Genomic DNA, 25,983 nt, shown 5'->3' on the forward strand with positions numbered 1-25,983 from the left:
TTTGCGCGAGCCGTGAGTACGAAGGAGACGCGACGATGAACGGGGACGGCAGATCGCTCGACGGCTACATCCCGCCGTGGGACGCGCCGCCTCCGCCGTTGCCCCCGTCCTCCGACCCGTACCCGCACGGCGGCTACAACGCCACCGCCGAGGGTCCGATCCGCTACCTGCCCGTGCTGGTGGACGGCGACACCGTCGGCTACCTGTGGGCGTCGGTCGCGGACGACGCGGCCAGCTTCCTTCGCGTAATGGCGCACCCGTTGGGCCGATCCCTCGACGCCGCGGTCGCCTGGAGCGAGCGGCTGCGGCAGGCCGAGGCCGAGGGGCTCACCCCGCTTCAGGCGTTGAGCCGCTGGGTGGGCGCGCCGGCTGACCCGCAGGCGGGCGCCATCCCGGCGGACGCGGTGCCACGGGAGGTGCCGAGCAAGCGGGACCTTCGCGAGATCGCCAATCCCGGGTCGCCGCCGGACCTCAGCGAGCTTCCGCCCGCGCCGTTCGGCTACCTGCCCGACGGTACGCCGCTCGACCGCTCGCAGGGCTGGGAGCCGAAGATCGCCACGTCCAGCCCGCGCGGGCGGCCACGGTACCTGGCGGTCACCGAGGGGCCGGTGCGCTATCTCCCGGTGGTCAAGGACGGCCGCACGATGGGCTACCTGTGGGCGTCCACTTCGGACAATGCCGCGTCGTATGAGCGCCGCGGCTTCGACGTCGAGGACAACGACGTGTGGGGCAGGTGGGTCGCCCGGCTCGACGAGGCGGCTGCGGCGGGGGTTCCCGCGCTGGAGGCGGTCCGCCGCCTGGGCGGGCAGCCGACCGACGAGGCGGGTGCGGCCGGCGCCGAGGAGCGGGAGGCGCCGAGCCTTGCCGCGCTGAAGGAGATCGCCCGCGCCCCCGAGGCTTCGTGAACCGTTGGGGTGACCCGCGGCTCCGGCCGGTCCACCCGCCGGAGCGGTACGCGGACACCGCCTCGGGCGCGGTGACGTACCGCCCGGTGCTGCGCGACGGCGAGCCGCTCGGCTTTCTCTGGGCCTCCGAAGTGGACGGTGCGGCGGGATGGGTGGACCACGGTGCCGCCGGGGCCTCCGGCTGGAGTGCCGGCACGCCATGGCTGCGCCACCTGGCCGCGTCGAAGGCCGCGGGCCACACGCCCGCCGAGGCGCTGCGGCACCTGGCCGACCTCCCTTCGGACGAGCGCGCCGGCGTCGTTGGCGGGACCGAGGCCGAGGCGGCCAGCCTGGCGGAGCTGACCGAGCTGTCCGTGCCGGCAGGCCTGCCCGCACCACCGCCAGAGCCGCCGCGGCCTACGGCGCCCGGGGTACCGCCCGAGGGACTCAACACGGTGCAGCAGGCGGCCTACGACTACACCCGCGCGCCCGGCGTCCACAATGCACTGTTGCAGGCGGACGATCCACCGGCCCGCCTCGCCGAGTTGCTCGCCGCACCCGCCCGGGCCGCGGAGCTAGCCGCCATCTTCGGGCGGGAGCCGCTGTACGGCGACTTCGCCGAGCGCTACCGCCTCCTCGACCAGGCCGTCGCCGCGCCGCTGCCCGAGTCGCTGGAGACGCTGCGCGGCGTCGAGGACGTGGCGAACCTGACGGGCGGCCTCGCGGACGTGCGGGCGCTCGCCGGCGGGACGTACACCGAGCCCGGCTACCTGTCCGTGTCGCTGGGCGCCACCCCCGCGTACCGCACCGGATGCTGGCTGCGGCTCGTCGTGCCCAAGGGCACGCGGGCGCTGTGGATGGGGCGGCAGAGCCACCACCCGTACGAGCGCGAGCTGATCCTGCCGCGCGGCCTGACGATCCGCATCGACGACGTCTACCTCCGCGACGGCCACGTAGAGATCGCCGCCACGATCGCCTAGCGGTTTCGGGCACGCACTCCCCAAGGTCTCTAGCGGAGTGAGCGGAAGCGGTCGCCGGCGTAGCGGCGGAGGATGTCCGCGACCTGGTTGTGGGTCTCGCGGATGTTGTCCATCTCGGCGATGACGTGGCCCTTGCGTCCGTTGCCCACCGGCGGGAACGAGGCCGCGTGCCGCATCGGTACGCCGTCGGCCACCCACAGCACGAGTAGCGAGCGGGACAGCGGCGGGTTGCCGGTGGGCGTGGTCTGCTCGATGTGGATCCCGTCGACCTGGCTCCACGGGCCGGCGAAGCGGTGCCCCTCGGACTGGACTACCAGGCCGGTCTCGCTCAGCGCGATCCGGAACGGGCGCAGCGACCCCAGCAGCAGGATCAGCCCGAGCGCGAAGAAGAACGCGCCCGGCACCCACACGATGAACGCGACGAGCCACCCGCCTACTGCCACGAAGACGCCGCCGACCGCGAAGCTCACCAGCCCGTAGACCAGGCCGACGAGGGCCAGCTTGCGGTCGCCACCGCCGGCGCGATGCAGCTCCACGGGGAGAAGCTAGCATCGACTAGATTTACGCACGCTGGTCTGTCACGGGGAGGGCGCATGGTGCTGCCGGTTGTCCGCACGCGGGATGAGGCCCACCTGTACATGGACCTGCACCCATGCGAGCGCTGCCAGAGCGTCGACATCGCCTGGGAGAGTGGGCTCACCGACGACGAGGGCGCACCAGCGCGGCGCTACCGCGGCGTCTGCGAGGGCTGCCAGACGCCGCGCGAGTTCGTCTTCCGGCTGCCCGAGCGGCCCAGCGTCCCCGGCGCCGACGACCTGGTGTTCTTTGGCGGGCCGGAGCACTCCCAGCTGTTCGACGCGGGGGAGTGGCGGCTCATCGCCGATGTGGGCATCCAGGACGGTTCGGCCCCGGGCTCCGGTGATCCGGCGCTCGACGCCGACCGCAAGCGTTCGTTCGCGCTCGCGGTGGCCGCCTTCGACGAGATCCTCAAGTTCATCCCGGAGGGCGGCGACGCGGTCCCGGAGTCATCGTTCTGGACCGCGCACGGCCGCGCGACCTACGAGCAGAATCCGGCCCACTTCCGGCGCGAGCACCTGGAGCGGCGCCGGCGAAACTTCGCGGACGAGATGGAAGACCGGTTCCGCGACCTGTGACCGGAGGTGTGTCCGGCGTGAGCCGCTTCGCCCGTACCACCGCGGTCGCCTGTGTCGCGGCCGTGATGTGCGCGGTCGGTGCCGCCCCGGCGGCGGCTGCCCCGCGCGCCCCGGCCAACCAGCGCTGTGCCGAGCCCGGCCCGCCCATCGCTGCGGTCCCGTGGGCCCAGAAGCTGCTGGGGCCGGAGCGGGTCCGGCCGTTCACGCGCGGTGGCACCTTCGTCGTCGCGGTGCTCGACTCGGGGGTCGACGCCCGCCACCCGCAGCTTGCCGGCCGGGTGCTCGACGGGTTCGACGCCGTGGCGGGCAGCGGCCGGGCTGACGACGACTGCCTTGGTACGGGTACCCAGGTCGCCGGCGTGATCGCGGCGAGGCAGGGGCAGTCCGTCGGGTTCGTCGGCTTGGCCCCGGATGTGACGATCCTGCCGATCCGGGTGGTGGCCGAGCGGTTCGGCAGCGGCACCGGGGCCGAGCCGCAGGTGCTGGCCCGCGGCATCACCGAGGCGGTGGCGCGGGGTGCGAACGTCATCGCGGTCTCCACGATCACGTACAAGGACAGCCCGGTCCTGGAGGGCGCGGTGGCCAACGCCGTCGCCAAGGGCATTGTCGTGGTGGCCGCCGCGGGCGACTTGGGCGACGAGCGCGGCACGATCCCCACGCCCTACCCGGCCGGCTACGACGACGTGGTCGGCGTCGGCGCGATTCGCGAGTCCGGCCTGCTGTGGGGCAAGTCCCAGCAGGGCGAGTACGTCGATGTGGTGGCACCCGGCGAGAACGTGCCCACGCTCAGCCGCGCGGGCGGGATGACGGTCGCCGAAGGTACGGGCGTGGCGACCGGGTTCGTCGCCGCGACGGCGGTGCTTGTCCGCTCCCGGCTGGGCACGATGCAGGGCCGGGGCGGCATCGGGCGCCAGCTCGAACGCACCGCTGTGCCCGCGCCCGGCGGTCCCGGCTACGGCAGCGGCGTGGTCGACCCGTACGCCGCGGTCACCGCCCGGCTGGCGACGGCCTCGCCCGAGCCCCTCCCCGACCTGCCGGCGCTGGCGGTGGACGAGTCACCGGCCTGGGCGCGCGCCCGCGACGTGGCGATGGTGGGCACCGGCATCGCGGTGGCGGTGGTGCTGATCGTGGTGGTCGTGGCCGTGGTGATGCCGCGCGGGCGGCGGCGTTTCTGGCGTACGGCGGTGGCACCGGCGCCCCGACAGGAGACCGAGCCGGAGGAGCCCGGCCCGCCCGTCCAGCTCTTCCCCTGACCGTTCAGGCGGCGGACTTGATGGCTTCGGCCGGGTTCAGCGTCGGGCCGGTGGGCAGCCGCTGCATCAGCGCGGTGGGCACCTCGACCACCTCGGCCGAGGGGTAGCCCAGCACCTCCAGCACCTCGGCGCTCGGCACCGCGTACTTGACACCCGTGTCGGTCACGACGAAGTAGCCACCGGCCTCGGCCGTGGGGGACGCCAGCACGCGCACGACGGCGATGTGGCCCGAGGGTACGAGCACGCCGTCGGCGAGCACGCGGCCGTCGGCGGAGGCGGACGTGGTCGGCGCGACCGTGTCCAGGCCCTCGACGGTGCCGCCCACCACGAGGGCCGGTGTGGTGCGGCCGTCCGACGTGACCGCGCAGACCTGCTCGCCGGCCGGTACAAGTGTGGGGGCCGAGGCGGGCGGTGTGCCGGCCTCGTTGGCCGGCGGGCGGAGGCGGGTGCTGTCCGGCGCGTTGTTGATCGCCGAGACGGCGACCTGCTCACGCCTCAGGTCGGCCTCGGCCGCGAGGATGGCGAGCTGGAGCGGCGTGATGGCCGCCTTCCCGTCGTCGAAGACCAGGTAGTGCTGCTCACCCGCGGCGGTCTGCGTGGTGAGCACCTCTCCGATCTCGCGTCCGGGCATCGCCGTCGAAGGATTACCCCGGTCCGGGACCCGGATGTTCTGGATCTCGCTGCCGGCGGGCACCGAATTGATCCACGCCGACCCGACCGGCGCCGAATTCACCTCGCCGAACATCGCGGTCACAAGGTTTGCCGCGTCCTGGATCAGGTGGCGGCGCCCCCGGTAGATCAGGTACGTCGTGCCTTCGGACCTGTCCCGCACCAGCAGGCCCTCGCTGTCGGCCAACGCTCGCCCGCCGGTGGTGCCCCGCCCGACGGCCAGCCGGACCCGGGTGACCTGCGTGCCGGCGTTGTCGGTCTCCGGCAGGCTACAGATCGTCCACGGTAGACCGATGCGCTTCTTGAAGCTGGGCAGCGAGTCAGGTGCGCCCGCGATGCCGATCGTGTTGCCCCGCGGCACCTCGCCCAGCGAGTTACCGGAGATCCGGAAGACCTGCGCGCCGGGGCGGCCGGCGGCCAGCTTGGCGGAGGCGAAGTTGAGCGTCGGGTGCAGCACACCACCGACGTAGACGAAGCTGGCGCCGGTCTCCTTTTCGATGACCACGGCACCCTCGGTCTTCCAGCCGTCGCTGCCGACCTTGGTGAGGATGCCGTAGATGCCGAAGCCGGCCGCTACGAGGATCGCGACCATCACGCCGCCGAAGACCGCGCCGACACCGCGGCGCAGCGGCGACTGCTGCGGGTCGGTCTCGCGCATCACGAACGCGGAGATGACCCGCTGGGTCAGGAACTGGTACGAGTGGAGCTGGTCCCGCCGCGTCGCCATCGGACGTCACCCACCGATCGAGGCGAACAGGCCCTGGATCGCGCTGTACAGGCCGATCACCCCGCAGGCCAAGGGCACCAGCGCCATGATGGCGAGCACGTCGACGATGTCGGCGGCCCGGCCGAGGTAGGGCGACGGGGCGCGCCGGCTGTACACCAGGCCGGAGGCGAGCACCGCACCGGCGGCGACGATGGCCACCACGAGGACCAGCAGCCGCCCGCCCGTACCGGCGTCGACCGTAAAGCTGAAGAGCAGGAACGCCATGCCGACGATGCCGCTCACCAGCAGCGGGACGCGTTGCTGCGGCAGGGCGAAGAGGCGGGCGCGCAGCAGGAGCGCGGCCGCCGCCGAGAAGGTCAGCAGGTTGGCGGCGAAGCCACCGCCGCCCAGCACCAGGTACGCGATGGCCACTGTGGAGCTGAGCGCGGCGGCCAGGTTGAGCCCGCTGAGCAGCTCGGTCGCGCGGGCCACGGCGGAGAAGACGTCGGCGCGCTTGGGCACCGGCCGGTCCTCCAGGATCGCCTCCGGCCGGTCGGGCAGCTCTGGCACCGGCAGGCGCCCGAGCCAGCTCGCGATCAGCGGATAGCTGGGCAGCAGGCCGATCACCGTGGTGAGCGTGACCGCCGCGGCACCCTCCGATGTGGCGCCGGCCAGGCAGATCAGCGCGCCGAGCAGGCCGGCGAGGCTTGTCGCCAGGCCGGCCATGAAGAGGCGCTGCACCGCGGCCACACCGGTGTACCCGATGACGCTGAAGACGAGCAGTGCGCCGGCACCGAGCAGCACGCTGGGCGCGCCCAGGCCGGAAAGCAGGGTGTCGCTCGGTGCGGCGAGGACCGCGCCGCCGACGAACGCGTACGGCAGCCCGGAGGCGGCCACCACCGCGCCGGCGGTCGCGTCTCCCATCGCCCGGGCCAGCAGCATGCCGAGGATCGCCAGGACAGCCGCGACGCCGAGCGCGACGCCGCCGGGCAGTGCCCACGACGGGCCGGACATCACCAGTACGGCAAGCCCGGCGAGCAGGATCGCGCCGGTGACCGCGAGTCCGCACGCGCGGGTGGCGGGCCCGCCCCACGAGCGGCCGGACCGGCGGGCGCCGCTCGCGATGACCTCGACCACGTCGTCATACGCCAGCTCGGGCCAGTCGTCGCGGCGAGGCGCGAGGTGCAGCAGCTCGCCGTCGCGCACGCCCTGAACGGAAAGGTTGCGGGTGGGCTCGAGCACGGCACCGGTGGCGCGGCGCAGCACCCAGCCGCCGTGGCGCTCACCGGCGTCGCCGAGGTCGTCGCCGGCATGCCGCAACAAGTGGGGTAACAGCTCGGCAACGATGAGATTGTCGGGCAACGCGACGTCCATCCGCCGCTTGGGTGCCGCGACCGTTACCCTGGCCAGACTGAGGCCGCCCGGGGCCGTCACGCTGGTCACCTCCCCGTTACCGTGCAGACAGCGCTCAACCTAGCATGTTGGCGCGGTGGCCCTTGTCTATAGGATTGACGGACGACTTCGGGGGAGGACGAGCGGTGACATCCGTGATCGTGAAACGGCCTCCGCGCCGTGCCGCGCCGCTGCTCCCGAGCGGTGAGGTCGTCCTCGACCCGCCTCCCGAGGTGCCACCGGCGTCCGGCAAGGCGTGGACGCGGATGCTCATGATCCTGCCCATGGCGGCCGGCGGTGCCGCGATGGGTCTGATGATGGCCGGCCAGCGCGGCGCCGGCGGCCCTCTGACCTACGTGGCCGGTGGCATGTTCGGCATCTCCATCCTCGGGATGATGGGGATGATGATGATGAATCAGACGGGCCCTGGCAAAAAGGAGATGATCGAGGCCCGCCGGCAGTACATGCGCCGCCTCGCCCAGCTCCGCGCGCAGATCCGCACCACGATCCGCCAGCAGCGCGAAGCCATCTACTACCGCCACCCCGACCCGGACGCGCTCTGGTCCTCCGCCACCGGCGGGCGGCTGTGGGAGCGGCGCCGGGCGGACGCCGACTTCAGCGTCGTACGCATCGGTCTCGGCGCGCAGGAGGTGGCCACGCCGCTGGTGCCGCCGTCGACCCGTCCGGTCGACGAGCTGGAGCCCTTGTGCGCCATGGCGTTGCGCAAGTTCGTCGCGACGTATTCGATCGTCCCGGACCTCCCGGTCGCGATCGCGCTGCGCGACTTCTCGCACGTCTACCTGCGTGGCCCGGACGCCGCCATGCACGACCTGGTGCGCGCGACGATTGCCCAGGTGGCCACCTTCCACGCCCCGGACGACCTGCTCATCGGCGTGTGCGCGCAGGACGCGCAGCGGCCGCACTGGGAGTGGGCGAAGTGGCTGCCGCACGCGCAGCACCCGGCCAAGGTCGACGCGATCGGCCCGATCCGCCTCTTCGCCCCGTCGGTCACGTCGCTCGAAGCGATGCTCGACGACGTGCTGGCCAACCGACCGCGCTTCGATCCCGCCGCGACCAACGCGGTGGGCGGGCCGCACGTGGTCGTGGTCATCGACGGTGGCTCGACGGCCGGCTCCGACCACCTGATGACCGACGGCGGCGTCGCCGGGGTGACCATCCTCGACCTGTCCAACCCGCCGCCGCGCCTGCTCGACGACACGTCGGTCGTGCTCGACGTCGCCGAGGACGGCACGATCTCGGGCACCACAATGGACGGCACCACCCAGGTGGGCAAGGCCGACTCGCTCGACGTGTCCCAGTCCGAGGTGCTCGCCCGCCAGCTGTCGCCGCTGCGGCTCTCCGCCACGTCGTATGCCGACCAGTCCGCCGGCGCCACCATCGACCTCGGCCTCGCCGAGCTGCTCGACCTGGGCAACCCCCGCGACTTCGACCTGGCGGCCACCTGGGCCAGCCGGCCCAACCGCGACCGGCTGCGCGTGCCGCTCGGCGTCGGGCCGGACGGGCGGCCGATCGAGCTGGACCTCAAGGAGTCCGCGCAGGACGGCATGGGCCCGCACGGCCTGCTGGTCGGCGCCACCGGCTCCGGCAAGAGCGAGCTGCTGCGCACGCTGGTGCTCGCGCTCGCGGTCACGCACAGCTCGGAGATCCTCAACTTCGTGCTGGTCGACTTCAAGGGCGGCGCGACGTTCACCGCGCTCGACCGGCTGCCGCACACCAGCGCCGTCATCACCAACCTCTCCGAAGAGCTGTCCCTTGTGGACCGCATGCTCGGCGCCATCCAGGGTGAGCTGGTCCGCCGGCAGGAGCTGCTGCGCAAGGCGGGCAACTACGCGTCGCAGCGTGACTACGAGCGGGCCCGTGCGGCGGGTGTGCCGCTGGCGCCGCTGCCCAGCCTGCTGGTCATCGTCGACGAGTTCAGCGAGCTGCTGACCGCTCGGCCCGACTTCATCGACATGTTCGTCCAGATTGGACGGCTGGGTCGGTCGCTCGGCATCCACCTGCTGCTCGCCTCGCAGCGGCTGGAGGAGGGGCGGCTGCGCGGGCTGGAGACCCATTTGTCGTACCGGCTGGGCCTGCGGACGTTCTCCTCCATGGAGAGTCGGGCGGTGCTCGGCGTGCCCGACGCGTACGAGCTGCCCCGCTCACCCGGCCACGGCTACCTGCGCACCGGCACCGAGGGCCTGATCCGCTTCCGCGCGGCGTATGTCTCGGGCGTCGTGCGCGGCGACGGCTACCGGCCCACCTCGCGCGGCCGGCAGGTCGACCCGGTGCGCGACTTCACCACGTACTACGTGGCCCCGCCGCGCGACGACAAGCCGGCCACCCCCGAGGCGGTCGAGCCGGAGGAGTCCGCGGTCGGCGAGACGCTGCTCGACGTGCTCGTGCAGCGCATGGAGGGCCAGGGCCCGCCGGCCCACCAGGTGTGGCTGCCCCCGCTGGACGAGCCGCCGACGCTGGGCCAGATGCTCGCGCCGATCGTGCAGGCGCCGGACCGTGGCCTCACCACGCAGGCGCTCAGCCCGGAGCGGGCGCTGCACGGGCTCGTGGGCATCATCGACAAGCCGTTCGAGCAGCTGCGCGAGCCGATGTGGCTCGACCTGTCCGGCGCGGCCGGCAATGTCATGGTGGTCGGCGGCCCGCAGAGCGGCAAGACCACCTTCCTGCGTACGTTGATCGGCAGCCTCGCCCTCCGCCACACGCCGCGCGAGGTCCAGTTCTACGGCCTCGACTTCGGCGGTGGCGGCCTCTCCGCACTGTCCGGCCTGCCGCACATGGGTGGCGTGGCCAGCCGTCGCGAGGTCGACAAGGTGCGCCGCACGATCGCCGAGATGCACGGGCTCATGCAGGCGCGCGAGGCCACGTTCGCGCAGCACGGCGTAGAGGGCATCGCGGCGTACCGGCGGGCCAAGCAGCAGGGCCGGTTCGCGGACGACGCGTTCGGCGACGTGTTCCTGGTCATCGACGGCTGGAGCACGCTGCGCGCCGAGTTCGAAGACCTCGAGCCCCTGATCAACGAGGTGGCCAGCCGAGGCCTCGGCCACGGCATCCACATCCTGGCGGCCACCAACCGCTGGATGGACGTGCGGGCGGCCGCGCGCGACATGTTCGGTAACAAGCTGGAGCTCCGCCTCGGCGACCCCAGCGACTCGGCGATCAACCGGCGTGCCGCGGTCAACGTGCCCGAGGGCGCGCCCGGCCGTGGTCTCACCCCGGACGGCTTCCACTTCCTCGCCGGCCTGCCCCGCATCGACGGCGAGATGCGCGTCGACGACCTGGCCGACGCGGTGGCCGAGTTCGTCAAGCTCGCCCAGGACTACTGGACGCAGGCGCCCGCCCCGGCCGTACGCCTGCTCCCGGCCGAGCTGCCCTTCGTCTCCCTGCCCATGCCGTCCGGAGGCCGCCTGCCGATCGGCATCGCGGAGTCCGACCTCCAGCCGGTACACCTCGACTTCGATGCCGAGCCGCACGTCATCCTCTTCGGCGACATCGAGAGCGGCAAGAGCTCGTTCCTGCGCAGCCTGGCCAAGATGGTCACCACCAGCTACGACCCGAGCCAGGCCCGCCTGATGCTGGTCGACTTCCGCCGCAGCCTGCTCGGCTCCGTCGACAACCAGCACCTGATCGGCTACGGCACGTCCCAGCAGACCACCACCGACCTGATCAAGCAGGTCGCCACGGTGATGCGCGAGCGCCTGCCCGGCCCGGACGTGACGCCGGAGCAGCTACGCAGCCGGAGCTGGTGGAAGGGCCCGGAGCTGTACCTGCTGATCGACGACTACGACCTCGTCGCCAGCTCGACGGCCAACCCGCTGAACCCGCTGCTCGAGTTCCTCCCACAGGCCCGCGACATCGGGCTGCACGTGGTGCTCACGAGGCGCATCGGCGGCGCCAACCGCGCCATGTTCGACCCGGTCATCGCCCGGATCCGCGAGCTCGCCTCGCCGGGCATCATGATGTCCGGGCCGCGCGAGGAGGGCGCGCTCTTCGGCAACATGAAGCCCCAGATCCTCCCGCCGGGCCGCGCGTGGCTCTTCACCCGCCGGCACGGCGCCCGCCTGATCCAGCTCTCCTGGACCCCACCCGCCGCCTAACCCACCGCCCGACCAATCCCTTAAGAGATAGAGATCTGAGCTACCGCGATGATGCTCCTATGGATGTCAAGCGGCTAGTTCAAGATCGTTTGTTGTGATGTGTTGGTAGAGCTCGCGGGCGACGTATCGCTTGAGGCATCGGATGATTTCTTTCTTGGACAGGCCTTGCTTGGTGCGTCGTTCGGCGTAGGCGCGGGTGCGGGGGTCCCAGCGTAGGCGGGTGAGTACGACGCGGTAGAGGGCGGCGTTGGCTTGTCGGTCACCGCCGCGGTTGAGGCGGTGGCGGCTGGTTTTGCCGGAGCTGGCGGGGATGGGGGCGGCGCCGCAGAGCATGGCGAACGCGGCTTCGGAGGTGAGTCGGTTGTGGTTTTCGCCGGCGGTGACCAGTAGTTGGCCGGCGACGTCGGGGCCGACGCCGTGGACAGCGAGCAGGTCGGGGTTGATGGCGGCCACGAGGGGTTCAAGTAGTTCGTCGAGGTCGGTGATCTCGGCGGACAGTTGCTGGTGACGGCGGGCCAGGCAGCGTAGGGCGAGCTTGACGGCAGTGGCCGGCGTGGCGGCGTCGGCCCGGTCGGGCCGCAGGGTGGCGCAGGTCGCGATCAACTGCTTGACGTTCAGGCCACGCAGTCGGGCGCGTAGTTCGTCGGGGGCGGTGACGATCAGGGTTTTGATCTGGCGTTGGGTGTCGGCGCGTTGTTCGACCGCGCTGCGCCGGGCCACGCGTAGGTTGCGGAGGGCTTCGACGCGGCCGTCGCGTTGTTTGGGGGTTCCGGTGCGGTGGCCGGCCAGGGCGGTCTTGGCGGCTTGGACGGCGTCGATCGGGTCGGACTTGCCTTGCGAGCGGCGGGTCTTGCGGTCCGGGCGGTCGACCTCGATCACCTCGACGCCGGCGTTGCGTAGTTGGCGGGTCAGGCCGGCGCCGTAGGCGCCGGTGCCCTCCACCCCCACGCGGGCCAGTCGTCCGTGTCCGCGCATCCAGGCCAGCAGGGCCGTGTAGCCGGCTGTGGTGGCCGGGAACTGCTCAGTGCCGAGCACCCGTCCGACCAGGTCGATCACCGCGACGGTGTGCGTGTCGAGATGGGTGTCCACGCCACCGACGACCTCGATCGCGGCGGTGTCGGGTGTAATAGAGGGCATCGTCGTCCTGTCGTTCGTGACTGGGGCAGGGCGGCACGCACCAGCCGGGCAACGCGGACAAGACAGAGACGGGGCCTCTAGCCAGGCTCCTATGAAGTCACAACGCCACGTCCAGTGAGTGCACGAGCACCTCCCGACCAGGGCCGACAGATCATCTTCCAAGACCCCAAGGTCAGTCCGCCGTCGGGTCAGACCCCGGACGGGAGGTGCTCACAAACATCATCTCTGTCCGCCGGGCACCGGACCGCTGCTCCCGCAGCCTCACCCTCCGCGGTCCACAACCCAAACCCCAGCCCGGCCCGCCCGGCTTCGAGCCCAACGCGCTGATCAAGGGAGACCAGGCTGCGCGGTCGTCGCCGGGGGCGCCGTGCTACGCCGACCGCCCGCGTCGCGGGCGGTCGGGGTTGTGAGGCGCGGAGGGTGAGGCCGCGGGAGCAGCGGTCCGGACCACGACGGACGCCGCGGTAGCTCAATAGGGTCTGTGTTTGCTTTTGTTGGAGAGCGAGGGTCAGCGGCGGGGGGCGCCCGCGTACTGGCGCTCGACGTCCGTCTGGGAGAACCAGATGTACCTGTCGCTGCCGTCGCCCACCAGCGCGATCATGTCGTCGGCCATCACCTGGAGGAACTGGGTGCTCGGCGCGGGCAGGCGCAGCGCACCGCCGACCAGCGCGGCCTCCGTGCTGTCGAGGCGCTGAAGCATCACCAGGTTGCAGTCCTGGATGGACGGTACGCCGCTCTGGTCGAGCTGGCGCAGCACCGTCATCTGGGTCTGCCAGGGCCTAGCTGCTGGGGTGCGTTCGGGCCGACGAGGCCGAGGTCGTAGAGGAGCAGGACCGGCTGCTGGGCGTTGGCGGCGAGGGCCAGCGGCTGCTCGGTCGGGAAGACCGCCACCCGGTCGCCGCGGCCCGTGGCGCGCTCGCCGAAGCCGTGCCAGGTGCGTGGGTCGGAGGTGATGACGGCGACCCGGGCGCCCAGCGCCAGCGCGCGGAACGCGACGAGCATGCCCGCCCAGGCGCCGCCGACCAGGGCGACGCGGGTGGGCTCGGGCCGGAAGAAACGGACCGACACCGGGCGCTGCTGGCGGTCGGCGCCGAGGATCAGGCCGGTGCCGGGCGCGGAGAGGCGCAGCTTGGCCAGCGCCGGCCGGGAGACCGTGTGGGAACCGATCCGCAGCCGGGCCAGCTTGCCCAGGAGCGGCCGGCGACCGTCGCCGTTCGGCGGGCGGCGGCTGTCGTAGACCGTGCCGGGCGGGCCCTCGTGCGCGGCGTCCGGGATCGCGCGGGCCGCGGCCTGGCCGGCGGTGGCGGACGCGGCCTGGGTGGCGGTCGCCGCCTGGGCGGCCTGGCGGGCCACGGTCGAGCTCCGCGGGCCGGCGGTGGACGGCGGCGGCACCTGCACCACGGGCGCGGAGAGCGTCGGGTCGCGGCCGATCACCATGCCACCGGTGGGCGGGTTGGGGTCCGGCACCTGCGGCGCTTGGGGCGGTGGCGGCACGGTCGTGCGCGGTGGGGGCGGCGGTGCGACCTGCTGCTGCCCGTACGGCGAGCCGTACTGCGCGGGCACGCCCGGGCGCGCGGCCACGGGTGCCGGGCCGACGGCGGCGCGGCCAGCGGGCGGCTGCTGCGGCACACCCGCCTGCCGCTGCTGCTCGTCGTCGCGCGAGCTGGGGTGGGTCATCGCGCGCCGCCTTCCGTCGCGGCCGAGGCGTAGACCGTCGGCTGCTGCCGGTCGTCGTCGCGGGGCCTTGGCTGGGTCATCGCGCGCCGCCTCCGGTCGGGGCCGAGGCGTAGACCGCCGGCCCCTGCTCGCCGTCGAGCGGGAAGAGGTCGGCCTTGGCCTGCTCGGCGCCGCGGCGGATGGCCTTGCTGACCTCGGCCAGCTGGTCGGCGGGCGCGGCCACGCGGACCAGCCCGCGCAGGTCCATCATCCGCTTGTCGTCGTCCGGCACCATGATCAGGGACAGGCTCGTCATCGCCGCGGACGCGGTCGTGAGCCAGTCGAGCATGGCGCCGGCCTGGTCGACCGGCGGCCAGCCACGGATCCAGTACGACCGGTGGGCCAGCCGCGACGAGTGCCACTCGGACCAGTCTTCGCGCGGCTGCACCGGCTCGGCGCTCTGCGTGGTGGGCGCCAGGTCGCACGAGCGCAGCAGCACCTCGAGCAGCTCGTCGGCGTCGAGGAGGCGGTGGCTCACGCCCACCCGGCGCAGCGACTTGGCCACCCGGCGGACCAGCGCGGCCACCACCGCCGGCGCGGTGTCGAGGTCGGCCTCACCGTCCGCGATGGCCTCCGCGAGGGTACGGGCGTCGAGGCGCACCGCGATCCACGTGCTCCGGTCGGCCGGCACCGGTACGGCGCCGAAGCGGGCCAGCAGCTGCCGGTAGGACTGGCCGGCCGCCGACGACGGGTGCATGTCGAGGCTCGGCGCCGGCACGGTCTGGGTGACCACCTGGAGTACCGCCCCCGGCTGGTCGGCCTCGGCGAGCGCGGCGGCCAGCGCCTCCAGCGGGATCGGGCCGGGCTCGTCGCGCATCGGTGCGCTGGAGGTGACGGCGGCGACCGCGTACCACCCGGCGTCGTCGCGGGCCACGCCCACGTGCGCACCGTCGGCCACCGACACGTTTTCCACGATGAGGTCGGGGGCGAGGCGGCGGAGGGCGCCGAGGCGGGGATCGTCGCCGTACGGCGAGGCGGTGGAGCTCAGCCGGCGGCGCTTGTAGCTGCGGGTCATCATCCGCCGCTCCAGCCACCACCGGCCGTTGCGCCGGCCGAGCGTGACGAGCAGCAGTAGGAGCCCGGCGAGAGCCGCGCCTGCGATCAGCGCGACGATCTCGCTCGTGACGCTGGCCAGGATGCCGACCACCACCACCTCGGCGAGCAGCAGCTGGGTGATGTGCACCGGGCCGAGGTGGCCCGGTCGCCGGCGCGGGAGCAGGATCGCCGGGCCGGACGAGTCCAGCGAGTCGCTGGTGACCCGCGCGACGGCGCGAACCTGGTGTGGCGACACGGTTTGCGGCGACACCGTCATGCCGTCAACTACCCCCGTCCTTGCTATCCGCCCCACTCGGGGCGGCACCCGCGCCGCTCGGCGTTTCAGCCGCGCGTCTCACCATCATAGGAACCGATGTTCAGCGCGTCGCTCCTAGCAAGTCGTCGAGCACGAGAGTGCGCAGGTCGTCGCGGCTGGGCATGCGCCCGAGCGCGCGCAGCCGGCCGGACTGTACCTTGCGCATGCCCTCCAGCAGCTTGCGCGCCTCGCGCGCGTTGCCGAAGTTCTGGTCGCGCTCGATCTGCCCGAACCACTCCAGCAGCGCCTCGTCCAGCCCTTCGCCCAGCAGATAGTCGTCGTTGCGGGCGATCCGCCGCACGATCAGCACCAGCTCGTCGGGCGAGTAGTTCTCGAACTCCAGCGTCTTCGCGAACCGGGAGGCCAGACCGGCGTTGGCGTCGAGGAAGTTGGCCATGTCGCCGGTGTACCCCGCGACGATGACGGCCACCTTGTCGCGGTGGTCCTCCATCAGCTTCACCAGCGTGTCGATCGCCTCCTGGCCGAAGTCGGCGCTGGTGCCGGCGGAGCGGGAGAGCGTGTACGCCTCGTCGATGAAGAGCACACCACCGAGTGCCTGCTCGAAAACCGAGGTGGTTTTTTCCGCGGTGTGACCGATGTACTGGCCGACCAGGTCGCGGCGGGACACTTCCTTGAACTCGCCGCCCGGCAGCACGCCCAGCGCCTTGAGGAGCTGGCCGTAGACGCGCGCGACGGTGGTCTTACCGGTACCGGGCGCGCCGGTGAAGACGAGGTGGTGGCTGGCGCCACCGACCGCGAGACCGGCGCTGCGCCGCCACTCGTTCACCTGGATCTCGTCGATGAGCGCGCGGACCTCGGCCTTGACGCCGCCAAGGCCGATCATCGAGTCGAGCTCTTTGAGTAGCTTGTCGACCTTTTCGGTGTCCTGCGAGGCGAGCCCTTCAGCCGCGGTGGCGCCGACCTTGGGCGCGCCGGCGGTGTCCTCGGCCACCCGGATCGTGGGCGTCGCGCCATCCTCGACATCGATGGCGGGGGAGGCGGTGCTCTCGACCCGAGTGCCCTCGACAAGGCCGCCACAGCCGCGCCCGAACGCGATGCCGACGCCGGACGTGTCGTGGATCCAGCTGTCCGTGATCGTGGGGGAACTCTGGTGGGCGGCGGAGATGCCCGCGTCGCCGGTACCGGAGATGTCGCACCGCTCGATCGTGGGGCGGCCCGCCTGGTACACGTAGATGCCCCGGTATCCGCAGCCGGCGATCGTCGAGTTGCGAATCGTGGGATTGGCGCCCAGCCGCACGATGATGCCGTCGTCCGAGATGCCGCGCACCTCGCACTTGTCGAGCACGCCGCCGGAGTCCTCGATCACAAAGCCGTACTGCCCGGCGGTCACCCTGACCTCCGTGGCGGTCACCTGGCCACCGTCGGTGATGGAGACGCCCGCCGCGTACCCGGCGCTGGCCTCGCACTTGCTGATCGTCAGGCGGGTGTTGGACGCGGTAACGGCGGGGTAGTCGCCGGCCTTGAGGACCAGGCCCTCCAGCGTGATCTCGGCGCGGGCGGCGGCGACCGCCGAGCCACCCGCCTCACTCGCGTCGATCGTTACCGATCCGGGATCCTTGGCGGCCTTGATGGTGAGGCGGCGCCCCATGACGCGGATCGCTTCGGTGTACGTGCCAGGCTCGATGGAAATGACCGCCCCATCGGCGGCGACCTCGAGCGCGTCCTGAATGGTCGGATACGCCCCCGCTCGTTGCGAGGAAACCGTCAGTATGCGCGCCATGCTGTCCTCCCCGTACACCTTGGTTGGGGATCGTAGCGACTGGACGCGTCCCGCTGTAGGCGAGGATCCGACCGCGCTGACGAACCGGCTAGCGCTCGTCGGCGGGTTCGAGGGTCAAAGAGATGCTGTTGATGCAGTACCGCTGGTCGGTCGGGGTCTGGTAGCCCTCGCCCTCGAAGACGTGACCCAGGTGGGAGTCGCAGCGAGCACACCGGACCTCGGTACGGACCATGCCGAGCGAGCTGTCCACGATGTACCGCACGCGGTCTTCGGCCAGCGGCGTGAAGAACGACGGCCACCCGCAGTGCGAGTCGAACTTGGTGTCGCTGGAGAAGAGCTCGGCCCCGCACGCGCGGCAGCGGTAGACACCCTTGGTCTTGGTGTCCACGTACTCCCCAGTCCAAGGCGCCTCGGTGCCGGCCTGGCGGAGCACGCGGTACTCCTGAGGCGACAGGCGCACGTGCCACTCTTCGTCGGTGGTGGGCACGGTCATTTCGTCAGCAGCCATACACCAACGGTACGACCGCGTGAGGGTGAGTCGCCCCGCCCCCTGATTACCAACCGCTGACAGGTCTCGTTGACCAGGTGTGGGCGACGGATACGCCATGGTCAGCTTTCGGCCGACCTGGCGCCAGGCGATCGGGCGTGGGCTGCGTGCGAGCGTGGTCTGTGCGGTTGTCGTCCTCCTTGTCGCGTTTGTCGTGCCGGCGGCGGTCCGCACCGCGGTCCTGGTCGTGCCGCCGCTCGCGGTGGGGCTGGCCGCCGTAGTGGCCGATCGCCGCGGCGGGACCGAGATCGACGAATACGGCATCCGCCGCACCGTGCCCGCGCTCCGCGCTGTGGCCTCCTGGCGGCAGGTGGTGGACATCCGCCCGGAGCGGCGCCGTCGCCGCACGATCGTCGCCGTTTATCTCGACTCGGGCGAGACGCTGCGGCTGCCCGCGCCCTATGACGGGCTGTGGCTGGCCAGAGACCCATTCTTCGAGCGCCGCCTCTTCATGCTCGTGCACCTCTGGGAGACCCACCGCGACTGGAGCGTGCACAGCTGACCTGCTCACCAGGCCTGTCTGGTGGGTCTTGCGGGTGCGAGGCGAGGTCCGGGCGGCGGTCCAGGGCAGTATGGTCGCGGCATGAGTCCGAAGGCGAGCGCCGTCGAGGTCGAGGTCGCCGGCCACACCGTGCGACTGAGCAGCCCTGACAAGGTCTACTTCCCGCAGCGCGGCTACACCAAGCACGACCTGTTCTCGTACTACCTCGCCGTGGGCGACGGCATCACGCGCGCCCTGCGCGACCGACCCACGACCCTTCAGCGCTTTCCGGAGGGCATCGAGGGGGAGACGTTCTACCAGAAGCGGATCCCGACCCGGGGCGTGCCGCCGTGGGTGCAGACCGCACGGATCACCTTCCCGAGCGGCCGCCCGGCCGACGAGCTCTGCCCGGCCGATCTCGCGCACGTGGCGTGGGCGGCCCAGCTCGGCACCGTGGTCTTCCACCCCTGGCCGGTGCGCAAGGCCGACCCGGACCACCCCGACGAGCTGCGCGTCGACTTTGACCCATCGCCGGGCACCGACTTCGGCCACGCGGTCAAGGCCGCCGGTGTGCTGAACGAGGTGCTCCAGGAGGTGGGCATCGCCGGCTTTCCGAAGACCTCGGGCGGCAGGGGGGTGCACGTCTACGTACGCATCAGGCCGGATTGGGACTTCGTCGCCGTGCGGCGCGCTGTGATCGCGCTGGCCCGCGAGGTGGAGCGGCGCCGCCCCGACCTGGTCACCACCTCGTGGTGGAAGGAGGAGCGGGGCGAGCGCGTCTTCGTCGACTTTAACCAGATGGCCCGCGACCGCACGATCGCTTGCGCCTACTCCCCGCGCGCGAACGCCCGTGCCACCGTCTCCACCCCGGTCACCTGGGACGAGCTGCTCGAAGTCGAGCCGGACGACTTCGACATCCGGACGGTGCCGGAACGCTTCGCGAAGATCGGTGACCCGCACGCGTCGATCGACGATGTGGCCCACGACCTCTCGCCGCTGCTGGAATGGTCGGAGCGCGACGAGCGCAACGGCCAAGGCGACATGCCCTATCCACCGGACCACCCCAAAATGCCGGGCGAGCCGCCGCGGGTCCAACCCAGCCGCAAGAACGCCGCGAACTGGGAAACCGAATAGGACTTTCTTCCCGGACATAGCCCCGCTCCAGGGCGAGGTCCGCGTGGCCTGCGAGTCTGGCTGGCCTGCGGGTCCGCGCGGTCCGCGTGGCCTGCGGGGCCGGGTGGCCTGCGGGGCCGGGTGGGTCTGGGTGGCCCTGCGGCCGACCTTGCCTGCGGGGCCGGGTGGCCCGCGGGGCCGGATGGCCTGCGGGTCCGCGTGGCCTTGGCTTCGCCCAGCAGGAGCGCGCCGCTGTCATGCCGGCCGCGGCTGGCGCATCGCCTCGCCACCCACGCGCTGGCCCAGCCGGATGAGGCCGTGGCCAGCGCGGGCGCGGAGCGAGCCGCCGCGGGCGAATGCGGCGGCTCGGCGCGCATGTCGGGCCTCGTCCCGCAGGTCCTGGTCGTATGCCTTGATCCACATCGAAGCAATCAGCGGATGCATAGGAGTGCCCCCCGACACTAGTGAAGTCCCTTTGATGGTGTCGCCTTGACGGTAGTAGGATGAGCGTTACCAGTCAAGGTGGTTTGGGGGTGTCGTGGTCGACGGAGTTCCGGGGCAGCTGGCGTTGGTGGAGGCGTTCGCCAACACCGTCGATGTCGAGGAGGGCACCGACGAGCTGACCTCGGTCGAGCGGTTCCGGCAGTGGTTGTCGACGCAGGGGCGGGACGAGCTCGTGGCGCCGGCCGACCTCGACCTCGCATGGCAGCTGCGCGCGGCACTCCGCCTGGAGCTGTCCACACACGACACCGAGGCGTCCACGCGCGACTCAGGGGCGCCCGCACACGACGCCGAGGCGCGAGAGCGCAGCGCGGTGGCGCCTGGGGACGAGGGCGAGGCGCGCGGGCACGGCGCGGTGGCGCCTGCGGATGACGGGGAGGCCCACGGGCACAGCGCGGGGCGCCTGCGGACGGCGGCGAGGCGCGCGGGCACAGCGCGATGGCAGCTGCGAATGGCGGCGAGGCGCGCGGGCACAGCGCGGGGGCGCCTGCGGATGGCGGTGAGGCGTCCTCGCGCGGCGCAGGCGGGGACGACGCACGCGGCCCCCGGGCCGAGCTTGACCGGCTCGCCGCCGGACTCCCGCTGCGGGCCCGCTTCACCGAGGGCGGCATGGGGCTGGCGCCGACGGCTGGCGGGGTGCAGGGTCTGCTCGCCGAGATCGTGGCCGCGATGGTGCTCGCCGAGCGAGACGGCATCTGGTCACGCCTCAAGATCTGCCGCGAGGACAGCTGCCAGTGGACGTATTACGACCGCTCGAAAAACTCCTCGAAGTGCTGGTGCGGCGCATCCTGCGGTAACCGCAACAAGACCCGCGCCTACCGCCAGCGCCGCGTGGTCGGCAGCGCCCGCGCCTGACCCGCTTCACCATGGCCGGCAGCCCGCATTGGGCTACCGCGATGTCTGCGGTGGTCCGGACCCAATGCCACTCAGCCTAAAGTGATCAAGGCGATGACCTGGGTTTTCTCCGAGGCTGCGTGGAGCGCCGGGTTGGGTCGGGTCATTGGGGGCCGGTCGGGCTTTGGGAAATCTGTTGCGACCATAGCTTTTCCCGGAATGGTTTTCGGCGCCGAGTCTGCGCACTCCCGACGGAAACTCTGGATCTAGTCGACTTTCTGCCGTCCGGACGACAGGAAGTCGACTAGATCTCGCGGGCTTGGCCACAGCGGCGCCTCGGGTGGGGTGCTTTAGCTGGTTTGTCCGTATGGCAGTCGGGGCGTGCCAGCGATCGTGGTATTTAACTGTTGCTGTAGCAACAGCTAAATACCACGATCTGCTGGATGGTGTCCGGGTGCGGCACGCGGTCGAGCGTTCACGATTCGGCCGGCTTTGATCGGTGCGCGGTGGGTGGGGGGTGGCGGCCGCAGTGCCGGCGGTGTCAACTGCGGAGGGTGAGGCTGTGGGAGTGGCGGTCTTGACCTGATACCACTCGGCCTAGAGCGGTCGAGGCGGTGGCCTGGGCATTCTCTGAGGCCGCGTGGAGTGTCAGGTACGGCCGGGTCCTTGGGTGGGTCAGGGCGGCCCAGGATGGGGCTGACTTCATGATCGACTTGGGTGAGTGGCATTGGGTCCGGACCGCTGCTCCTGCGGCCTCACCGTCCGCGGTTCGAGACAAATGCGGCGGATCGGGTACAGCCCGCAACAGCCGACCCCAGCGGACAATCAAACGCGACGAGCAGGCCATCGCCCATTGGGCGCGGGGCGAGGCCGGCCAAACTCTTCGTCCGCCAAGGCATCCACCTGGTCGCCCCATGGTCGGACCCGGTCATCCATGTCACCGCCTTGTCGAACAACCCGCGCAGCCCGGCCTCGGCGTTGGACAGCGTCGCGGCCGCCGTGCGCTGCGCAATCAGCGCGAGCGGCGACAAACGGCCGGTCGCCGCTTCCCATAGGGAAGCAGAGCGAAGGCCGCCCATGACACCAGCCGGACAGGCACCGAGACGCTAAGCCCGGGCCGCAAGGTCGGGTGGTGGGTGTGAATCGCGGAGGGTGAGGCCGCGGGAGCAGCGGTCTGGACCCAATGCCACTCACCTTAGTTTGATCTTGGTGGGTGGGTGTGTCGGTGTGGGTTGGTGGTGTTGGTGTGGGTGATGATCGCTGGTTGTGTTTGGGGCTGGTGGGCGGTTGACGGACTGGGTCTCGGTGGGGGTGTTGGCCGGGTCGGTGCCGCGGGATGTGGTCGATGCGGCGGTGGCGGTGTATGGCCGGGAGTCGAAGCGGTCGGATGGGAAGTTGCCGGCGCATGTGATGGTGTACTTCGCGATGGCGTTGGCGTTGTTCGCTGAGGATGACTATGAGGGGGTGCTCGCGCGGCTGGCTGAGCCGTTGATGGCGTGGGGGTGTTGGGATGCGAGTTGGTCGATGCCGGGTTCGGCGGGGATTACGCAGGCCCGGCAGCGGTTGGGGGCCGAGCCGGTGCGGGAGGTGTTCGAGCGGGTGGCTCGGCCGGTGTGTGGGGTGTTGACCCGGGGTGCGTGGCTGGCTGGGCGGCGGTTGGTGTCGGTCGATGGAAGTGAGCTTGATGTGCCGGATAGTCCGGCCAACGCGGAGTTCTTCGGCTATGCCGGCGGGGCTACGAGACGTTCGGCGTTTCCCAAGGCCAGGTTGGTCACGTTGGTCGAGACCGGTTCGCGGGCGCCGATCGGTGCGGTGATCGGGCCGGTCGTGGGTAAAGGGCAGGGGAGCAGAGCCTGGCCCGTGGGTTGTATCCGTTGCTGGAGCCGGGCATGCTGCTGTTGGCCGATCGTAACTTCTACGGCTGGCGCGACTGGTGTGCGGCTACCGATACCGGCGCGGACGTGTTGTGGCGGGCCGGTGGCGCTGGCGGCGCGATCGCCCTACCCGTCGTGCAAGATCTGCCCGACGGCTCGTATCTGACCGTGGTGTATGCCTCCCGGACGCGTCCAAGCGAACGTGACCGGATCCTCGCGCTGGCCCGTGACCCGGCCACCCGGGCCGACATCGACCCGCACCGCGCCCGCATCGCCCGGGTCGTGTCCTATCAGGTCACCGACCGCGCGGACAACGACGAACCGATCAGCCTGCTCACCAGCATCCTGGACCCGGCCGACGCCCCGGCCGCCGTGCTGGCCGAGGCATACCACCAACGGTGGGACCACGAAACCAGCAACGGCCAACTCAAAACCCACCTGCGCGGCCCCGGACGGGTCCTACGCTCGAAAAGCCCGGCCATGGTGACCCAAGAAATCTACGGCTACCTGCTGACCCACTACGCGATCAGCGCCCTGATCTGCCAGGCCGCCACCGAAGCCGACATCGATCCCGACCAGGTCAAATTCCACCGCACCGTGCGTATCCTGCGCCGTCGGGTCCAAGACCCGACGGCATTTTCCCCCTGACCACCGCCACCACCTCATCGCCGCCATCGGCGCCGACATCACCCACCACCGACACCTCAACCAACACCGCCACCGCAGCTACCCCCGCGTCGTCAAACGCATGCGCCACAACAGCTACCGAGTCAAACAACCCCACGACACCGGCACCCGCCACACCAACCCACCCACCACCAAGATCAAACTAAGGTGAGTGGCATTGGGTCTGGACCACGGCGGACATCGCGGTAGCTCAATGACAAGGTCTTTAGAGGGTTAGCTTCATGCCCTCGTGCGTCGCCGCGAAGCCGAGTGAGGCGTAGAAGCGGTGTGCGTCATCCCGGCGCTTGTCGGTCGTGAGCTGTACCAGGCGGCAGCCGCGGGCGCGGCCCTGGTCGATCGCCCACTGGATCATCTCGCGGCCCAGTCCACGGCCGCGTTGGTCGGCGCGGATGCGTACGGCCTCGATCTGTAGCCGCTCGCCGCCGCGGTAGGTCAGTGACGGGATGTACGTGAGCTGCATCGTGCCCACCACCTCGCCGGCCCGGTCCGCGACAACCAGTGTGTTGCGTGGGTCGGCGTCGATCTGGTCGAAGGCAGCGGCGTACGACGGATCGTCGGCCGACTCGCGTGCGGTGCCGAGTGAGTCATCCGCGAGCATCGCCACGATCGCGGGCAGGTCCGCACGAGAAGCGGCACGAAACGCGAGATCATCCACGCAGCCCACCCTACGAGGGCCGCGGGCCCTGGAAGCGCAGCCCACCCTACGAGCGCTGCCGGCCTGGAGGCGCAGCCCCATGCTATGAGTGCTGCGGGCCTGGAGAGCGCCGCCCACGCCACGAGGGCCGCGGGCCCAGGGGAGCGCCGCACGCGCACGAGTGGGCCGAACCGCCTATGGCTGGGAGCGATCTACAGGCGGCATATTTTGCGCCATGAAGGTGCTGCTGTGGCCGGTCCAACAGATCTACCGCGGCCTGGTGTGGCTGGCCAACTCGCCGCGAACGCTCATCATCGCCTATCTCGGCCTGATCGTGGTCGGCGGCGCCATCTACAGCGTCGCCGAGGACAAGAGTGCCGGCGACTCGGTCTGGTGGGCGGTCGTGACGGCGTCCACGGTGGGGTATGGCGACACCTACCCACGACGTGGGAGGGTCGGGTGCTCGCCGGCCTGCTGATCTCCACGATGGTGTTGCTGGTGATCCCACTGATCACGGCGCACTTCGCGAGCAAGCTCATCGTCGACGCGGACGCCTTCCGCCACGAGGAGCAGGAGGAGATCAAGCACAACCTCCGGGCGATCCGGGCGATGATGGAAAAGCTCACCGAGGGCAGCGCAGGCCCGCCTGGGGGACCTCCAGATCGATGAGGTACCGGTCGACCGCGCGCGTCACGCACTCCGTCTGCGGGTACGCCGTGTGCCCCTCGCCCTCCCAGGTCAGCACCACGCCGACGCCCAGCATGTCGGCGAGCTTGGCGGTCTGCTCGTACGGCGTGGCCGGGTCACCGGTTGTACCCACCACCACGATCGGCGGGGCACCGCGAGCGGCTCCGGTCGGGTAGGGGTCGCGCTTGCCCGGCCAGTACGCGCACGGCAGCATGCCCACCGCCAGCGCCGCCCCGAAGAGCGGGTACCTCTCCCGCCACTGCGACTGGTACGAGCGGATCTGCGCGAGCGACGGCTTGGCCGTGGAGTCGGCGCAGTTGACCGCCATGTTGGCGTCGAAGAGGTTGGAGTAGTGGCCGTTGCTGTCCCGCTCGGCGTACGAGTCGGCAAGGTCGAAGACCCCGGTCGCGTTGCCGCCCCGCAGCTCGGCGATCGCGCTGGCGAGCTCCTGCCAGCCCTGCTCGGTGTAGAGCGACGAGATCACCGCGTAGAAGACCCACCCGGCCGTGGCCTCGCGGCCGTCGCTGCCGCGTACCGGTGAGACCCTGGCCTTTTCGAGCGCCTCCGTGACCGCCCCACGGGCGTCCGGCGCGATCGGGCAGCGCCTGCCGTTCTGCGCGCACCAGTTGGTGAAGTTCGTGAACGCCCGCTCGAAGCCCTTCGCCTGGCTCTCCGATCCGGCGACCATGTCCTGCCCCGGGTCGACCGCCCCGTCGAGCACGAGCGCGCGGATCTTGCTGGGGAAGAGCTGGGCGTACGTGGCGCCGAGCAGCGTGCCGTACGAGTACCCGAGGTAGGTCAGCTTTTCGTCGCCGACGGCGGTGCGCACCGCATCCATGTCGCGCGCGGCCTGCTCCGTGGAGAAGAGCGTGAGCCGGTCGCCGTACTTCGCGCCGCACCCCTCGCCGACCCGCTTGTTGATCGCCGCGACGCTGTCGAACTCGGCCTGCGTACCCGGGTCGGGGTCGGCGCCGAACGTCGCGTCGAGGTCGGTGTCGGAGATGCACTCGACCGGCGACGACCGGGCGACGCCGCGCGGGTCGAAGCCGACGATGTCGAAGCGCTCGGTGATCTCGTCGGGCAGCCCACCCAGCGCGGCGCCGAACGACAGGTACACGGCCGTGTCGATGCCCGAGCCGCCCGGGCCGCCGGGGTTGAGGACCAGCGAGCCGATCCGGTCCCTCTGACGGTCGGAGCGGGCGCGCATCATCGCGATCTCGAACGTGCCGCTGCCGCTCGGATTGGCCCAGTCCTGCGGGACGGCGACGCTCGCGCACTCGTACTTCATGCTGGGCGCGGTCCGGCCCACCAGGTCCTCCGGCACGTCTGGGCAGGGCCGCCAGATCGCCGCCTCGCCGGTCGCGGCGGGGCCGGGGTTGTCACCCTCGGCGGCGCCGTCGGTCCTCGGGGCATACACCGGAATGGAGCAGCCGGCGGCGAGAAGGGCACCTGCGACAAGACCGGTCAAAACCCGGCGTTGGGTGCGAGCCACCCGGCAAGGCTACCCGGCGCCACGACGGCAGGAGCCCC

At 71.5% G+C, this 25,983-nt stretch carries 22 protein-coding genes and 1 pseudogene; 11 read left to right on the forward strand and 12 right to left on the reverse strand.

Annotated features, from left to right (window positions below):
- Window positions 1-35: 35 nt before the first annotated feature.
- Together Pflav_RS41995 and Pflav_RS42000 are read left to right on the forward strand one after the other, a co-directional pair.
- Entirely contained in the window at window positions 36-905 is an 870-nt protein-coding gene (locus Pflav_RS41995; RefSeq protein WP_173042022.1) for a hypothetical protein, read from the forward strand.
- On the forward strand, window positions 902-1,864 hold the full coding sequence (locus tag Pflav_RS42000; RefSeq protein WP_173042023.1) for an ADP-ribosyltransferase: 963 nt from the start codon (window positions 902-904) through the stop codon (window positions 1,862-1,864). Before Pflav_RS41995 ends, Pflav_RS42000 begins: the two co-directional genes overlap by 4 nt.
- Before the next feature lie 29 nt (window positions 1,865-1,893).
- On the opposite strand, the gene Pflav_RS42005 is transcribed toward Pflav_RS42000, so the two are convergent.
- Window positions 1,894-2,400 carry a hypothetical protein gene (locus tag Pflav_RS42005; protein WP_173042024.1) on the reverse strand — a complete coding sequence of 169 codons (507 nt, stop codon included), beginning with the start codon at window positions 2,398-2,400 and terminating at the stop codon, window positions 1,894-1,896.
- A 57-nt stretch (window positions 2,401-2,457) separates the two neighbouring features.
- Here Pflav_RS42005 and Pflav_RS42010 point away from each other — a divergent pair, with 57 nt between their 5' ends.
- Window positions 2,458-3,018 carry a hypothetical protein gene (locus tag Pflav_RS42010; RefSeq protein ID WP_173042025.1) on the forward strand — a complete coding sequence of 187 codons (561 nt, stop codon included), beginning with the start codon at window positions 2,458-2,460 and terminating at the stop codon, window positions 3,016-3,018.
- A gap of 17 nt (window positions 3,019-3,035) precedes the next feature.
- Window positions 3,036-4,271: a S8 family serine peptidase gene (locus Pflav_RS42015; RefSeq protein WP_173042026.1), complete on the forward strand. Its 1,236-nt coding sequence runs from the start codon at window positions 3,036-3,038 to the stop codon at window positions 4,269-4,271.
- A gap of 4 nt (window positions 4,272-4,275) precedes the next feature.
- Here Pflav_RS42015 and eccB read toward each other — a convergent pair whose 3' ends face one another.
- Together eccB and eccD are read right to left on the reverse strand one after the other, a co-directional pair.
- Window positions 4,276-5,667, reverse strand: a complete 1,392-nt coding sequence (gene eccB, locus Pflav_RS42020) for a type VII secretion protein EccB (protein WP_173042027.1) — start codon at window positions 5,665-5,667, stop codon at window positions 4,276-4,278.
- Window positions 5,668-5,673: 6 nt separating this feature from the next.
- Window positions 5,674-7,080: a type VII secretion integral membrane protein EccD gene (eccD, locus tag Pflav_RS42025; RefSeq protein ID WP_173042028.1), complete on the reverse strand. Its 1,407-nt coding sequence runs from the start codon at window positions 7,078-7,080 to the stop codon at window positions 5,674-5,676.
- Between the two features lie 104 nt (window positions 7,081-7,184).
- Here eccD and eccCa point away from each other — a divergent pair, with 104 nt between their 5' ends.
- On the forward strand, window positions 7,185-11,150 hold the full coding sequence (gene eccCa, locus Pflav_RS42030) for a type VII secretion protein EccCa (protein ID WP_173042029.1): 3,966 nt from the start codon (window positions 7,185-7,187) through the stop codon (window positions 11,148-11,150).
- A 66-nt stretch (window positions 11,151-11,216) separates the two neighbouring features.
- Here the strand turns inward: eccCa and Pflav_RS42035 are convergent, their stop codons facing one another.
- The 6 genes from Pflav_RS42035 to msrB all read right to left on the reverse strand — a co-directional run bounded on the left by Pflav_RS42035 (window position 11,217) and on the right by msrB (window position 17,603).
- Entirely contained in the window at window positions 11,217-12,287 is a 1,071-nt protein-coding gene (locus Pflav_RS42035) for an IS110 family RNA-guided transposase (protein ID WP_173042030.1), read from the reverse strand.
- A gap of 508 nt (window positions 12,288-12,795) precedes the next feature.
- Window positions 12,796-13,050 carry a hypothetical protein gene (locus Pflav_RS42040; protein WP_173042031.1) on the reverse strand — a complete coding sequence of 85 codons (255 nt, stop codon included), beginning with the start codon at window positions 13,048-13,050 and terminating at the stop codon, window positions 12,796-12,798.
- Window positions 13,047-13,964 carry a hypothetical protein gene (locus Pflav_RS42045; RefSeq protein ID WP_173042032.1) on the reverse strand — a complete coding sequence of 306 codons (918 nt, stop codon included), beginning with the start codon at window positions 13,962-13,964 and terminating at the stop codon, window positions 13,047-13,049. Before Pflav_RS42045 ends, Pflav_RS42040 begins: the two co-directional genes overlap by 4 nt.
- A 76-nt stretch (window positions 13,965-14,040) precedes the next feature.
- Window positions 14,041-15,294 carry a type VII secretion protein EccE gene (locus Pflav_RS42050; protein ID WP_173042033.1) on the reverse strand — a complete coding sequence of 418 codons (1,254 nt, stop codon included), beginning with the start codon at window positions 15,292-15,294 and terminating at the stop codon, window positions 14,041-14,043.
- A gap of 121 nt (window positions 15,295-15,415) precedes the next feature.
- The gene (locus Pflav_RS42055) at window positions 15,416-17,095 is read right to left on the reverse strand and encodes a right-handed parallel beta-helix repeat-containing protein (RefSeq protein ID WP_173042034.1); all 1,680 of its coding nucleotides are present in this window, start codon (window positions 17,093-17,095) and stop codon (window positions 15,416-15,418) included.
- Between the two features lie 88 nt (window positions 17,096-17,183).
- On the reverse strand, window positions 17,184-17,603 hold the full coding sequence (msrB, locus tag Pflav_RS42060) for a peptide-methionine (R)-S-oxide reductase MsrB (RefSeq protein WP_173042035.1): 420 nt from the start codon (window positions 17,601-17,603) through the stop codon (window positions 17,184-17,186).
- 97 nt (window positions 17,604-17,700) lie between these two features.
- Here msrB and Pflav_RS42065 point away from each other — a divergent pair, with 97 nt between their 5' ends.
- Complete coding sequence (locus tag Pflav_RS42065; protein ID WP_173042036.1) at window positions 17,701-18,144, forward strand: hypothetical protein; 444 nt, start codon at window positions 17,701-17,703, stop codon at window positions 18,142-18,144.
- Window positions 18,145-18,225: 81 nt separating this feature from the next.
- On the forward strand, window positions 18,226-19,257 hold the full coding sequence (ligD, locus tag Pflav_RS42070; protein ID WP_173042037.1) for a non-homologous end-joining DNA ligase: 1,032 nt from the start codon (window positions 18,226-18,228) through the stop codon (window positions 19,255-19,257).
- 234 nt (window positions 19,258-19,491) lie between these two features.
- Here ligD and Pflav_RS42075 read toward each other — a convergent pair whose 3' ends face one another.
- Window positions 19,492-19,659: a hypothetical protein gene (locus Pflav_RS42075; protein ID WP_173042038.1), complete on the reverse strand. Its 168-nt coding sequence runs from the start codon at window positions 19,657-19,659 to the stop codon at window positions 19,492-19,494.
- 516 nt (window positions 19,660-20,175) lie between these two features.
- On the opposite strand from Pflav_RS42075, the gene Pflav_RS42080 reads away from it, so the two are divergent.
- The gene (locus Pflav_RS42080) at window positions 20,176-20,592 is read left to right on the forward strand and encodes a CGNR zinc finger domain-containing protein (RefSeq protein WP_173042039.1); all 417 of its coding nucleotides are present in this window, start codon (window positions 20,176-20,178) and stop codon (window positions 20,590-20,592) included.
- A gap of 1,239 nt (window positions 20,593-21,831) precedes the next feature.
- A pseudogene (locus Pflav_RS42085) lies at window positions 21,832-23,093 on the forward strand (IS4 family transposase).
- A 244-nt stretch (window positions 23,094-23,337) separates the two neighbouring features.
- On the opposite strand, the gene Pflav_RS42090 reads toward Pflav_RS42085, so the two are convergent.
- Window positions 23,338-23,787, reverse strand: coding sequence for a GNAT family N-acetyltransferase (locus Pflav_RS42090; RefSeq protein WP_173042040.1), 450 nt, complete (start codon window positions 23,785-23,787; stop codon window positions 23,338-23,340).
- A 214-nt stretch (window positions 23,788-24,001) separates the two neighbouring features.
- Here Pflav_RS42090 and Pflav_RS46965 point away from each other — a divergent pair, with 214 nt between their 5' ends.
- Together Pflav_RS46965 and Pflav_RS46970 are read left to right on the forward strand one after the other, a co-directional pair.
- Window positions 24,002-24,244 carry a potassium channel family protein gene (locus Pflav_RS46965; protein ID WP_232072552.1) on the forward strand — a complete coding sequence of 81 codons (243 nt, stop codon included), beginning with the start codon at window positions 24,002-24,004 and terminating at the stop codon, window positions 24,242-24,244.
- The gene (locus tag Pflav_RS46970) at window positions 24,226-24,435 is read left to right on the forward strand and encodes a hypothetical protein (protein WP_232072554.1); all 210 of its coding nucleotides are present in this window, start codon (window positions 24,226-24,228) and stop codon (window positions 24,433-24,435) included. The genes Pflav_RS46965 and Pflav_RS46970 overlap by 19 nt, the downstream gene beginning before the upstream one ends.
- On the opposite strand, the gene Pflav_RS42100 is transcribed toward Pflav_RS46970, so the two are convergent.
- Window positions 24,389-25,945: an alpha/beta hydrolase gene (locus tag Pflav_RS42100; RefSeq protein WP_173042041.1), complete on the reverse strand. Its 1,557-nt coding sequence runs from the start codon at window positions 25,943-25,945 to the stop codon at window positions 24,389-24,391. The two genes, Pflav_RS46970 and Pflav_RS42100, sit on opposite strands and share 47 nt — an antisense overlap.
- Between the last annotated feature and the right edge of the window lie 38 nt (window positions 25,946-25,983).

This window comes from Phytohabitans flavus, assembly GCF_011764545.1.
Taxonomy (GTDB): domain Bacteria; phylum Actinomycetota; class Actinomycetes; order Mycobacteriales; family Micromonosporaceae; genus Phytohabitans; species Phytohabitans flavus.